General features: G+C 57.8%; 11 protein-coding genes, 2 rRNA genes and 2 pseudogenes. 8 read left to right on the top strand and 7 right to left on the bottom strand.

Annotated features, from left to right (window positions below):
• From F6R97_RS07155 to F6R97_RS07140, 4 genes are all read left to right on the top strand, one after another.
• Positions 1-854 (top strand): 23S ribosomal RNA (locus F6R97_RS07155); the annotation flags it as partial.
• A gap of 173 nt (positions 855-1,027) precedes the next feature.
• Positions 1,028-1,143, top strand: a 5S ribosomal RNA gene (gene rrf / locus F6R97_RS07150).
• A 244-nt stretch (positions 1,144-1,387) separates the two neighbouring features.
• Positions 1,388-3,280 carry a penicillin-binding protein 2 gene (gene mrdA, locus F6R97_RS07145; RefSeq protein ID WP_048396707.1) on the top strand — a complete coding sequence of 631 codons (1,893 nt, stop codon included), beginning with the start codon at positions 1,388-1,390 and terminating at the stop codon, positions 3,278-3,280.
• A gap of 255 nt (positions 3,281-3,535) precedes the next feature.
• The gene (locus F6R97_RS07140; protein WP_030131459.1) at positions 3,536-3,790 is read left to right on the top strand and encodes a DUF1652 domain-containing protein; all 255 of its coding nucleotides are present in this window, start codon (positions 3,536-3,538) and stop codon (positions 3,788-3,790) included.
• Positions 3,791-3,935: 145 nt separating this feature from the next.
• On the opposite strand, the gene F6R97_RS07135 is transcribed toward F6R97_RS07140, so the two are convergent.
• The 3 genes from F6R97_RS07135 to F6R97_RS07125 all read right to left on the bottom strand — a co-directional run bounded on the left by F6R97_RS07135 (position 3,936) and on the right by F6R97_RS07125 (position 5,782).
• On the bottom strand, positions 3,936-4,337 hold the full coding sequence (locus F6R97_RS07135; protein WP_038982306.1) for a lysozyme inhibitor LprI family protein: 402 nt from the start codon (positions 4,335-4,337) through the stop codon (positions 3,936-3,938).
• A gap of 106 nt (positions 4,338-4,443) precedes the next feature.
• The gene (locus F6R97_RS07130) at positions 4,444-4,842 is read right to left on the bottom strand and encodes a GFA family protein (RefSeq protein WP_038982307.1); all 399 of its coding nucleotides are present in this window, start codon (positions 4,840-4,842) and stop codon (positions 4,444-4,446) included.
• Entirely contained in the window at positions 4,835-5,782 is a 948-nt protein-coding gene (locus tag F6R97_RS07125; RefSeq protein ID WP_038982308.1) for an ADP-ribosylglycohydrolase family protein, read from the bottom strand. The genes F6R97_RS07130 and F6R97_RS07125 overlap by 8 nt, the downstream gene beginning before the upstream one ends.
• Before the next feature lie 197 nt (positions 5,783-5,979).
• Between F6R97_RS07125 and F6R97_RS07120 the strand changes: the two genes are divergently transcribed.
• The gene (locus F6R97_RS07120) at positions 5,980-6,465 is read left to right on the top strand and encodes an SRPBCC family protein (RefSeq protein WP_038982309.1); all 486 of its coding nucleotides are present in this window, start codon (positions 5,980-5,982) and stop codon (positions 6,463-6,465) included.
• A gap of 524 nt (positions 6,466-6,989) precedes the next feature.
• Here the strand turns inward: F6R97_RS07120 and F6R97_RS07115 are convergent.
• Positions 6,990-7,925, bottom strand: a complete 936-nt coding sequence (locus tag F6R97_RS07115; protein WP_038983655.1) for an AraC family transcriptional regulator — start codon at positions 7,923-7,925, stop codon at positions 6,990-6,992.
• Between the two features lie 201 nt (positions 7,926-8,126).
• Here F6R97_RS07115 and F6R97_RS07110 point away from each other — a divergent pair, with 201 nt between their 5' ends.
• Entirely contained in the window at positions 8,127-8,864 is a 738-nt protein-coding gene (locus F6R97_RS07110; RefSeq protein ID WP_038982310.1) for an SDR family oxidoreductase, read from the top strand.
• Between the two features lie 10 nt (positions 8,865-8,874).
• Positions 8,875-9,381, top strand: coding sequence for an SDR family NAD(P)-dependent oxidoreductase (locus F6R97_RS07105; RefSeq protein ID WP_267885943.1), 507 nt, complete (start codon positions 8,875-8,877; stop codon positions 9,379-9,381).
• Between the two features lie 41 nt (positions 9,382-9,422).
• Here the strand turns inward: F6R97_RS07105 and inhA are convergent, their stop codons facing one another.
• Complete coding sequence (inhA, locus tag F6R97_RS07100; protein WP_038982311.1) at positions 9,423-10,109, bottom strand: isonitrile hydratase; 687 nt, start codon at positions 10,107-10,109, stop codon at positions 9,423-9,425.
• Between the two features lie 91 nt (positions 10,110-10,200).
• Between inhA and F6R97_RS07095 the strand changes: the two are divergent.
• Positions 10,201-11,187 (top strand): annotated as a pseudogene (locus F6R97_RS07095) (GlxA family transcriptional regulator); the annotation flags it as partial.
• Here the strand turns inward: F6R97_RS07095 and F6R97_RS07090 are convergent.
• Positions 11,162-11,266: pseudogene (locus F6R97_RS07090) on the bottom strand (alpha/beta hydrolase); the annotation flags it as partial. The pseudogenes F6R97_RS07095 and F6R97_RS07090 sit on opposite strands and share 26 nt — an antisense overlap.
• A 48-nt stretch (positions 11,267-11,314) precedes the next feature.
• A complete protein-coding gene (locus tag F6R97_RS07085; RefSeq protein WP_038982312.1) occupies positions 11,315-11,704 on the bottom strand; it encodes a hypothetical protein in 390 nt (129 codons plus the stop codon).
• Positions 11,705-11,715 lie beyond the last annotated feature (11 nt).

Below are 11,715 nucleotides of genomic sequence, written 5' to 3'. Positions count from 1 at the left end.
TAGACGGAAAGACCCCGTGAACCTTTACTATAGCTTTGCACTGGACTTTGAATTTGCTTGTGTAGGATAGGTGGGAGGCTTTGAAGCGTGGACGCCAGTTCGCGTGGAGCCAACCTTGAAATACCACCCTGGCAACTTTGAGGTTCTAACTCAGGTCCGTTATCCGGATCGAGGACAGTGTATGGTGGGTAGTTTGACTGGGGCGGTCTCCTCCTAAAGAGTAACGGAGGAGTACGAAGGTGCGCTCAGACCGGTCGGAAATCGGTCGTAGAGTATAAAGGCAAAAGCGCGCTTGACTGCGAGACAGACACGTCGAGCAGGTACGAAAGTAGGTCTTAGTGATCCGGTGGTTCTGTATGGAAGGGCCATCGCTCAACGGATAAAAGGTACTCCGGGGATAACAGGCTGATACCGCCCAAGAGTTCATATCGACGGCGGTGTTTGGCACCTCGATGTCGGCTCATCACATCCTGGGGCTGAAGCCGGTCCCAAGGGTATGGCTGTTCGCCATTTAAAGTGGTACGCGAGCTGGGTTTAGAACGTCGTGAGACAGTTCGGTCCCTATCTGCCGTGGACGTTTGAGATTTGAGAGGGGCTGCTCCTAGTACGAGAGGACCGGAGTGGACGAACCTCTGGTGTTCCGGTTGTCACGCCAGTGGCATTGCCGGGTAGCTATGTTCGGAATAGATAACCGCTGAAAGCATCTAAGCGGGAAACTAGCCTCAAGATGAGATCTCACTGGGACCTTGAGTCCCCTGAAGGGCCGTCGAAGACTACGACGTTGATAGGTTGGGTGTGTAAGCGCTGTGAGGCGTTGAGCTAACCAATACTAATTGCCCGTGAGGCTTGACCATATAACACCCAAGCAATTTGCTGACCCTTCTTTATAAATAAAAAGGGACGCCAGATTGCGGTGTGTGAAGACGAAACGAACCGAAAGTTTGTGACACTCACAAAACACCAGATCTATCACATACCCATTCGCTGGAGCGTGAGCCGCAAGGCAAACGACCTGGCTACCGAATTTCTTGACGACCATAGAGCATTGGAACCACCTGATCCCATCCCGAACTCAGCAGTGAAACGATGCATCGCCGATGGTAGTGTGGGGTTTCCCCATGTGAGAGTAGGTCATCGTCAAGATTAAATTCCGAAACCCCTATCTGCGTATGCAGGTAGGGGTTTTGTTTTGTCCGCAGGAAAGTGCCGCGGCAAATAAAGGGATATCCCGACCACTTTTCCTGGTGATAGCTGCATCGTTTATGAAATTTTGGCTGACGCGCTAAAGTGACGCGCCGTTTTTGGTATGGTGCAGCTCGTTTTTTAACGGACTGATTTCAAGCCTACGGATCGGCATCTCCTCTATAGTCAAAGAGCCGCTGCAGAAATGCCTGAGCCAATACCAATCAAGGACCACGAAAAAGAGACGCGCCTGGTCAACAAAAGACTGATGGCCTGCGCCTTGTTCGTCGTCGCTATTACCTGCGCGCTGGTGGTGCGGCTGTATGTTCTGCAGGTGGTCGAGTACGACTACCACTCGACGATCTCCGAAAACAACCGTGTACACGTATTGCCGATCGCCCCTACCCGCGGGCTGATCTACGACCGCAACGGCGTGGTACTGGCGGACAACCGGCCCAGTTTCAACCTGACCATCACTCGCGAACGCGCCTCCGACGTCAAAGAAGAGCTGGATGAGGTGGTCAACCTCCTGCACCTGCCGGCTGAAGACCGCACGCTGTTCGACAAGGCGATGAAGCAGGCTCGACACCCCTTCGTGCCCGTCACCTTGTTCTACGAACTCAGCGAAGAACAGATCGCGGTGTTGGCAGTCAACGAGTTCCGTTTGCCAGGAATCGACGTAGAGCCACAGTTCGTTCGCCACTACCCGATGGGCGCACACTTCGCACACTCGATCGGCTACGTCGGCCGCATCAACGAGAAAGAATCCAAAGCCCTGGATACGGTGGAATACCGTGGCACCCAATCCATCGGCAAAACCGGCATCGAGAAATTCTACGAGCCCGAGTTGCACGGCCATGTGGGTTATGAAGAAGTCGAAACCAACGCTCAGGGTCGCGTGTTGCGAGTGCTCAAACATACCGATCCGGTCCCCGGCAAAAACATCGTATTGAGCCTCGACGTCAAACTTCAGGAAGCTGCCGAGGAGGCGTTGGGCGATCGCCGTGGCTCGGTGGTTGCTCTCGATCCCTCGACTGGTGAAGTGCTGGCCATGGTCAGTAAGCCAAGCTTCGACCCGAACATGTTCGTGACGGGCATCAGCTTCAAGGAGTACGCGGCGCTGCACGATTCCATCGACCGGCCGCTGTTCAATCGTGTGCTGCGTGGGCTATACGCGCCGGGCTCGACCATCAAGCCGGAAGTGGCGATCGCCGGCCTCGACGCCGGGGTGGTCACCCCGCAGACCCGCGTCTTCGATCCGGGTTATTACCAGCTACCGGATTTCGATCATAAATACCGTAACTGGAACCACAGTGGCGATGGCTGGGTGGACATGGACGCGGCGATCATGCGCTCTAACGACACCTACTTCTACGACCTGGCGCACAAGCTGGGCATCGACCGTCTTCACGACTACATGGCGATGTTCGGCCTCGGTGAGAAGGTTTCGCTGGACATGTTCGAAGAGTCTGCGGGGTTGATGCCATCCCAGGCCTGGAAACGCGCCACGCGCCGTCAGCCGTGGTTCCCTGGTGAGACAGTGATCCTCGGCATCGGTCAGGGCTACATGCAGGTCACACCCCTGCAGCTAGCTCAAGCCACCGCGCTGATCGCCAACAAAGGTGTATGGAACCGACCACACCTGGCCAAAACGGTGGATGGCGTAGCGCCGGTGGACGAGCATCCGATGCCGAACATCCTGCTCAAGGACCCGCGTGACTGGGAGCAGGTCAACCACGGCATGCAGATGGTGATGCACGACGCTCGCGGGATTGCCCGCGCGGCAGCGGCGGGGGCTCAGTACCGTATCGCCGGCAAGAGTGGGACCGCGCAAGTGGTGGCGATCAAACAGGGTGAGCGCTACAACCGGGCGAAAACCCTGGAGCGCAACCGTGACAATGCCTTGTTCGTCGGTTTCGCCCCGGCCGAACATCCGAAGATTGTCATCTCGGTCATGATCGAAAACGGCGAGGCCGGTGGTCGCGTTGCCGGTCCTGTGGTGCGGCAGATCATGGATGCCTGGCTACTCGATCAGGACGGTCACCTGAAGCCGCAATACGCTGTGCCGAGCAAAGGGCCGGGCGACCCTCACGTCTAAGCGATCAAGGCTTCACAGCACAGGCTCACAAAGATTGAGTATGTGCTGGCGGGTTAATCGATTGCGAACATTATCTCAGCTCGCCTGCCCTGCCGGGCAGCCCCCAAGTTTGTCGCAAATCCCGACAACCAATGAGACGACGAACAACCTGTTACGGTCTTGAGACACCTGCTATTGAGGATTAGAATTTTTGGGCTAAAGAGTGAATGACGGAGCATTTGCCCGGGTCACACATCTGGCGTGAGGGAGGTAGCGATGTTCCTTTCAACCCTGGAAATTCAAAACATCATTGAACACAGTTTTCTGCCCGCCGTGTGCACTTGCAGCATGGAGGCGGACCAGTCCCTGACGATTCGGGTCTGCGATTGCATGACCGGCAAAGTGGATCTGGTGGCCACTCATGTTCCGGTATGGACACTGGACAGCCCCCACGCGATTGCATCGCTGGTGGCTGATATGCGGCAAGAAATCGAGGCTCACAAAGGCATTCACCCTCCGTTTTACCGCTGAACCTGCGTCACGCCGCACCACGTTGGCGGTGCGGCGTGAATCCCGAAGCCGAGAAGGATCCGGCCACCGCCGAGTACCTCTACGGGCGAAGCCCCCTGTAGGAGCGAGGCTTGCCCGCGAAGAGGCCCTCAAGATCACTGCAGCATCAAGCTCCAGGCACCGGGCAACTCATATCGCCTTCCTCACACGTGAGGTAGCGATTGAAGGTTTCGACGCGCGCCTTGGTCAGGTTGGTGGTGCACAAGCTGTAGATCAGCGGATACACACTGCCACCCGACACCGTAGAGGTCGAAAACTCACACTCGGCATCACGAAACGCCACCCAGTTGCGTTGCGCACTGACCAGCAGCTTCTTGGCATCAGGATTGTCTTTCAATCGTTTGGTGATTTGCTGGTAAAGTGTGTTCAGCTCTTTATCAGCTGCTTTGTACTGCTCGGCGGCGCACTGATTCATGGTGCCCTGATCGTTCGCATCGGCACAGTCCACGGCATGCGCCACGGTGGTGAACAGCAGCGGCGTCAGTGCCAGGAGAAAGCGTGGGTGCATGGGTGATTCTCGTGGGGACATTGGAAAGTTGAGGTGCAGTGTAGCGAAGCGGATGGTTAATCAACGAATCTGCCGCTCGCCACAAAAGCGCTGCGCTGTTCAGAATTTATACCTGCCACTCCAGACACTTCTCATTCGATTCATATTCAAGCCAGGACACGTCATGGGACGTCCAGATATGAGCCTGAGGTGCCATTTTCGGATCATCGTCGAGAGTCGCCACGCGAACGATTACATGGGGTTGGGTCAAGCGCTCTGCCATCAGATGCGATCCGCAGATCGAACAGAAATGCCGAAGCTTGCCCGGCGACGACTCATAGGTGCTTAGCCGGTCCTGTCCTTTTATCCAGCGAAAATGCTCACGCATGACCCCGGCCGTCGAGGCGAATGCCGCTGCGTGTGCCTTGCGACAGGTGTGGCAGTGGCAGTGACTGATGGGCATGTCGAGGCCATCAAGTTCGTATTCGATGGCTTTGCACAAGCAGCTGCCATGCAAATTATTCATGGGGTTTCCCTGGTTGCGTGGCCGAGATGGCAGCAGCGGTGGCTGCCCGAAATAGGGCGTCAGCCGTGGCTTCGATATCTTCGCGCATGTGCAACTTCGCTAGCCAGCCGTCAGGGATGGCCTGCACACCGTAGTGAGCCCCGGCCAACTGGCCGACAATGGCGGAAGTGGTGTCGGCGTCATCGCCCAGGTTCGCGGCTTCGAGGATGGCGGCTTCAAAACTGTCAGTGTGGTGAAAGCACCACAAGGCCGCTTCCAGTGATGCAACGCAGTAACCGGTACCGCGAATATCGTCTTTGGATTTTCCGAGGTAATCGCCGCGGGCGATGCTCGCGACCTTCGGTTCCACGAACGTCGTCTCTGGCAGGCTCTGCAAATCCGGCTTGGGCGCGCCTTGCAATGCCTTGCGGATCAGATCGGCAAGCAACTGACAGCATTCAAGTGCCTCCGGCGCCGCATGGGTAGTGCGCGAGCTGTCTGCGGAAAACCTCCTGATCCGGTCGGGGTCGGGAAAGTAGTACAACACTATTGGCGCTAATCGCATCAGCGAACCGTTGCCGGCCGTATAGGGATCGGTGGATCCCGCGAATGGCTGACCGGTTTCCTGATAACGAGCCAGCGCTTCACGGACGGTCATGCCGATGTCGAAGCATTCGCCGGTTGAACTCAGGTAACCCCATTGCCACCAGTTGAGATAACGGCCCATTTGGTCGGCCGCATCAAAACCTTTTTTGTTCAACAAGCTTTCTGCCAGGCAAAGTGCCATGGACGTGTCATCGGTCCATTGGCCTGGCTTCAGATTGAACGGGCCGCCCCCAACCATATCGGTCAGAGGGGCGAATGAGCCGCGCGGCTGGAATTCGGCATGGGTGCCAACGGCATCCCCACAAGCAAGCCCCAGCAGGGTTGCGCGATAACGTTCCGTGAGTGAGGGCTGCATGAATCTTCCTTGTAAGGTTCCACGTCGCCGCAAACGTTAGCAGTTTCGGCTCGCCGACTCCCCCTTCAAACCAGAACTTATGGCCAAAACTGAGGCCGAATATTTCAGGTACGGGTGATTGCCGCACCCGTTTGATACAACTTTAAGGTTGGTCTTATGGTCTTTACAGGCCTACTGTTCAATACAGGAGGTGACTTATGAACCCAGCATCAGATCGCATCGAAAGGAAAATCCTGCTCAAGGTGCCGCGCTCGCAGGTCTGGCGTGTGCTGGCCAATGCCGAAGCCTTCGGGCAATGGTTCGGCGTGGCACTCGAAGGTAAGCGCTTTGTTGCCGGCGAGTGGACCCAAGGGCAGATTACTTACCCTGGTTATGAGCACTTGTTGTGGAATGTACTGGTGGAGCGGGTCGAGCCGGAGCGGGTGTTTTCGTTTCGCTGGCACCCGTATGCGGTGGAGCCGGAAACCGATTACTCCCAGGAGCCCACCACGCTGGTGAAGTTCGAACTCCAGGATATGGACGAAGGCACGTTGTTGACGGTTGTCGAGTCTGGTTTCGATCACATCCCTCAGTCGCGCAGGCTCAAGGCGTTCCGCATGGACAGCCGGGGTTGGGATGAGCAGATGAGCAATATCGAAAAATTTCTGGTAGACACTAAGGATCATGAGCGTCAGGGCGGCTGATGGCTGCAGGCCACGTAAATCGGGGCTTCAGGGCATAATGGCTGGCTCGGCTAGGAGTTTTCGGAAGGGCGGCTATAGCGAATGTCTTACACGCAGTAGTAGCTAAGTCTTCTATTGCAGATTGGATCCGAAGCGTAATCTAGCTTCATCAACTGAAGCACAGGAAGTGCTCCAGGGTCACGGACGATCGACCATAGCAAGGATTGCTGCCGACAGGGAGTCGATATGGTCTTGGGAAAAACCCGCTTCGGCGGGTTTTTTTTCGTCTGCAGAAAACTGAAGCCCGTTTCAGGCGCTGAATGGTCAATGGCTTACACGTAGCCGGTGGTATGTCGTCTTTTGAAGCGTCAACGATGCGTCTAATCTGGATCCATCAACTGAAGCACAGGAAGTGCTCAGGATCACGGATGATCGACCATACGCCAGGATGGCTGCCGACAGGATGTCGCAATGGTCTTGAGGAACCCGCTTAGGCGGGTTTTTTTATGCCTTTGATTTGGCTGATTCTGGTGTACACAAAACTGCTAAATCGCCTGAGCGCGCAGCCGGGCGATGTCCTTGCTCGGCGAAGCACCGAACAGACGGCTGTATTCACGGCTGAATTGCGAAGGGCTTTCGTAGCCCATTTTGTAGCCGATTGACGAAACATCGCTGTTCTCCAACAACAGCAGCCGTCGGGCTTCCTGCAAGCGCAATTGCTTCTGGTACTGCAACGGGCTCATGGCTGTCACCGATTTGAAGCGGTGATGCAGCGCCGAGGTGCTGAGATTGATCATCTGCGCCAGGTTTTCGATGCTCAGGGGTTCGGCGTAATGGTTGTTCAGCCATTCGATAGCACGGCTGACGCGATGGGTTTGGGTGTCGGGGATAGCGATTTCATGCAAGCGCTGGCCCTGCTCGCCGCGCAATAACCGATAGAAGATTTCCTGTTGCGCCAGTGGTGCCAGGGTCGCGATGTCGTCCGGTGTTTCCAGCAACCTCAGTAGCCGCAACACGGCATCAAGCAAGGGTGCGTCGATCCGGTCCAGAAACAGACCACGTCCAGTGGTTTTCACCCCGGGTACCCCGATTGGGCTGACGTCGGCGATCAAACGGCAGATCTGCGCCGGGTCAATGTCCAGACGCAAACACAGATAAGGCCGATCCGGGCTGGCCTCGATCACTTTGCCGGCCAAGGGCAGGGTGACCGACACCACCAGGTAATTGAGCGGGTCGTAAACATAGCTTTCAGCGGCCAGGCGTACTTCTTTGCGTCCTTCGACAATCACACACAGTCCCGGTTTGTGCACTGTGTGCAGGTCTTCGGTGGGATGGTCGCTGCGGATCAGGTGCAAGTTCTTGATCGGTGTGGCGTGAACGCCGTACCCCGGGGCAAAGCGCTTCATCAGGCTCACCAGTTCGGCGCGCCGAACGTCGATGCCGTCCTGGGGTAGGGCATTCGCGGAAATGGAAGTCGTCATGCTGAACATCTCCCTGGCCGATGGTTGAATCGGGCTAGTAAAACCGATTGTGTTCTTGTCGGCCAGCGTCGGTTTCGCTGGTACAGGATCGTGCAAGAACCCAGGAGAAACCGGCTAACGAAACCCATCGAAGCGTCCCTACTCTGGACCTGTCGCAACGTCCCCTCGGGGATATTCCAGCCTCCAGATAAGGAAAAAGTCATGTCCAACATTCAAGGCAAAGTGGTTGTCATTACCGGCGCCAGCAGCGGGATCGGCGAGGCCAGCGCACGTCTTCTGGCCAGTCAGGGTGCTCATGTGGTGCTGGGTGCTCGACGCGTCGATCGCCTGGAAACACTGGTCGCAGAACTCAATGAGGCCGGCCAGAGCGCAGCGTTCAGAGCGGTGGACGTCACCCGCCGCGATGACGTGCAGGCCTTCATCGATTTCGCCGTCGAACGCTTTGGCCGGGTCGATGTAATCGTCAACAACGCCGGGGTCATGCCCCTGTCGAAACTCGAGGCGCTGAAGATTGAGGAATGGGACCGAATGATCGACGTCAACATCCGTGGCGTCCTTCACGGCATCGCTGCCGGGTTGCCATTGATGCAGCGTCAGCGCTGCGGCCAGTTCATCAACATTGCCTCCATCGGTGCCTACACCGTCAGCCCGACCGCTGCCGTTTATTGCGCCACCAAATTCGCCGTGCGAGCGATTTCCGAAGGTTTGCGCCAGGAGGTCGGTGGCGATGTGCGGGTCACGGTGATTTCTCCTGGCGTGACCGAATCCGAACTGGCCGAAAGCATTTCCGATGCCGGCGGCCGCGCCGAAATGCGTGAATTCCGCAAGATCGCCATACCTGCCGAGGCTATCGCTCGGGCCATTGCCTACGCCATCGATCAGCCGGCCGATGTGGATGTCAGCGAATTGATCGTGCGGCCGACGGCCAGTCCGTTCTGAACGGTCACCTATTTGTGTATTGCGTCACGCCTTGCCGCAGTTGCGGGCGCAGCGCAGCGGGCACGTGATCAATATTTCGTCGATTGTCGGCTTCGATGGCGGTTATGCCGGTTGGGGCAGTTACGTGGCGAGCAAGTTCGCCCTCGGTGGCGTGACCGAAGCGCTGGCGGCAGAAGTTCAGGAGTTGGGAATCAAAGCCACCGTGGTTTATCCGGGGCCGGTGCGTACGGGGTTTCTGTCCAGCGCGTCGCTGGCCGTTGCCGAGCGCAGAATTGATGATTACACCGCTGCGCAAGCGTCACTGGACCTGCATCAGAACACTCTTGATGGTCAGCAAGCCGGCGACCCGGACAAGATTGCCTTGGCAATCATCCAGGCGGTCAACGTCAGTGAGCCGCCGCTGCACTTGTTCATGGGCCAGATTGCGGTTGACCTGGCACAGCAGAAAATTACCCGGGTGCAGCAGGACTTGAACCAGTGGAAAGCCATTTCGCTGGCAACGGATTTTCCGGCCTGAGTGACTGGCTGCGGGATCGATAGCTCCCGCAGCCTTTTTTTTCACTGGCGATCGAGTTTCGCCGCTGCACGTTCGGTGATTTCCGAGCGCAATTTCAACGACGCGGCAGCGCGTTTGCGGGCTTCCTCCAGCACGCTGACCGGCGCTGTCTCGGGACTGCCCGAAGCAAACGGCGGCGCCGGGGCGTATTCCAGCTGCAACTGCACCAGTTGCGCCGTGTCCTTATCGAACAATTCGGCCGCCAGGGTCAGGGCAAAATCGATCCCCGCGGTGATCCCGCCACCGGTCAGCAGATTGCCGTCGCGCACCACCCGATCGTTCACCGGGATCGCTCCCAACACCTCGAGCAATGGGTGATACGCCCAGTGAGTGGTAGCGCGCTTGCCCTTGAGCAACCCCGCCGCGCCAAGCACCAGCGCGCCGGTGCAAACCGAAGTGACATACTTCGCGTTAGCCGCCTGAGCCTTGATGAAGGCCAGGGTTTCGTCATCCTCCATCAACGGCCCGACGCCGCTGCCGCCGGGAATGCAGATCACATCCAGCGGCGGGCAATCGTCGAAGGTTGTGGTCGGTTTCAACACCAGTCCGGTACTCGCGGTGATCGGGACCAGGTCCTTCCAGATCAGATGCACTTTCACGTCCGGCAGCGAGGCCAGCACGTCATAAGGGCCGGTCAGGTCCAGTTGTTGAAGCTGTGGAAACAACAGAAAACCGATCTGCAACGTCATGGCGTTTTTTCTCCTGGTTGGGGTGGACGGCTTCACTGTAGGCTCGTAGGATCTGGCGCATACGCCAATAACCCCACGAATTACGCCAAACATGTTGAACAACCCGAAAACCATTCATGTGCTGGCCTTTGCCAATGTGCAAGTGCTCGACGTCACCGGGCCGTTGCAGGTGTTTGCGTCGGCCAACGACATTGCTCACCAGCAAGGTTTGCCGCCGCCCTATGCGCCGTCGGTGATTGCCAGCGGTGGCGGGGCGGTGATGTCGTCGGCGGGGCTGGCGCTGTTGGCGGAGCCGCTGCCGGATCAGGGCAGTGACACCTTGATCATTGCCGGCGGCTGGGGCGTTTACGCGGCGGCGAAAGACGAGTCGCTGGTGGCCTGGGTACGTGAGCACGCGACGGGGTGTCGGCGGGTGTCATCGGTGTGCACCGGGGCGTTTTTGCTGGCGGCCAGCGGTTGGCTCGACGGGCGGCGGGTGGTGACGCACTGGACCCGTTGCGAGCAGTTGGCGCAGCAGCATCCCAAACTACAGGTCGAACCCAACCCGATCTTCATCAACGACGGCCCGGTCTGGACTTCGGCTGGGGTCACTGCGGGCATCGACCTGGCCCTGGCGATGGTCGAAGAAGACCTCGGCCGAACCATGGCCCTGGACGTCGCCCGGCAACTGGTGGTGTTTCTCAAGCGTCCGGGTGGCCAGTCGCAGTTCAGCGTGACCCTGTCTTTGCAAAAGGAAGGCAATCGTTTCGACGATCTTCATGCCTGGATCAGCGAAAATCTAACTAAAGACCTCGGCATCCCGACCTTGGCCTTGCAGGCCGGCATGAGCGAGCGCAGCTTCGTCCGTCACTACCGCGCCGACACCGGCCAAACCCCGGCGCGGGCCATTGAGCTGATTCGGGTCGAGACTGCGCGACGGCTACTCAGCGACACCGGTGTGCCGATCAAACGGGTCGCGGTGCAGTGCGGGTTTGGCAGTGAAGAAACTTTGCGCCGCAGTTTTCTGCGGGCCATGGGCGTGACACCGCAAGCCTATCGCGAGCGGTTTTCCGTCAGCTCTCCAGCAGATCCAGTATTGTCTTCAGCGTCGCCTCAGGCGCTTCTTCGGCCATGTTATGCACGACGCCTGCCAGTACTCGGTGTTCGTAAGGGCTGGTAAGCCGCTGTTTGAGAGGGCTGACTCAAATCGACTCGGGGCCTTTACCTCAGGCCTCCACGTCCGCCACCTGATTGAAATACTTCGACCGATCCGGCGTAAACGTCACCATCATTTTGGTCCTGGAACAGGTCAACGCCCGTTCTGCGTTCAAATCGATATCCAGATCTTCCCCGCGCAACCCCTGCCATTGGGCGAGGTATTTGAGGGATCCGTATTTTTCGAGTTTTTTCAGACTGCGGCTGACGCCACCTTTCCAGCCTAGCACCGGAAGTTCACCGGTGAGGCATTGTCGGGCGAGGTCGGGGAAGCGGGCGGCGCGTTGGCGACCGATTTCCCAGCATTTGATCAGGCCTTTGTCGTGGCCCTCCCACAGTTCATCCCGGTTCAGGCCTGACCGGAGTGGGGTGTCGATGCTGCGATGGATACGCTGGGTCATTCTGGTTCCTT

The sequence above is a fragment of the Pseudomonas sp. JV414 genome (assembly GCF_032424305.1).
Classification (GTDB): Bacteria; Pseudomonadota; Gammaproteobacteria; order Pseudomonadales; family Pseudomonadaceae; genus Aquipseudomonas; species Aquipseudomonas lini.
The sequence above is the reverse complement of the archived record's forward strand: the minus strand, read 5'-3'. Positions and strand labels throughout refer to the sequence as shown.

Excerpts from the sequence above, each read along its gene's own strand:
- mrdA (WP_048396707.1), top strand. The coding sequence starts at position 1,388 with ATGCCTGAGCCAATACCAATCAAGGACCACGAAAAAGAGACGCGCCTG.
- F6R97_RS07140 (WP_030131459.1), top strand. The coding sequence starts at position 3,536 with ATGTTCCTTTCAACCCTGGAAATTCAAAACATCATTGAACACAGTTTT.
- F6R97_RS07135 (WP_038982306.1), bottom strand. The coding sequence starts at position 4,337 with ATGCACCCACGCTTTCTCCTGGCACTGACGCCGCTGCTGTTCACCACC.
- F6R97_RS07130 (WP_038982307.1), bottom strand. The coding sequence starts at position 4,842 with ATGAATAATTTGCATGGCAGCTGCTTGTGCAAAGCCATCGAATACGAA.
- F6R97_RS07125 (WP_038982308.1), bottom strand. The coding sequence starts at position 5,782 with ATGCAGCCCTCACTCACGGAACGTTATCGCGCAACCCTGCTGGGGCTT.
- F6R97_RS07120 (WP_038982309.1), top strand. The coding sequence starts at position 5,980 with ATGAACCCAGCATCAGATCGCATCGAAAGGAAAATCCTGCTCAAGGTG.
- F6R97_RS07115 (WP_038983655.1), bottom strand. The coding sequence starts at position 7,925 with ATGACGACTTCCATTTCCGCGAATGCCCTACCCCAGGACGGCATCGAC.
- F6R97_RS07110 (WP_038982310.1), top strand. The coding sequence starts at position 8,127 with ATGTCCAACATTCAAGGCAAAGTGGTTGTCATTACCGGCGCCAGCAGC.
- inhA (WP_038982311.1), bottom strand. The coding sequence starts at position 10,109 with ATGACGTTGCAGATCGGTTTTCTGTTGTTTCCACAGCTTCAACAACTG.
- F6R97_RS07085 (WP_038982312.1), bottom strand. The coding sequence starts at position 11,704 with ATGACCCAGCGTATCCATCGCAGCATCGACACCCCACTCCGGTCAGGC.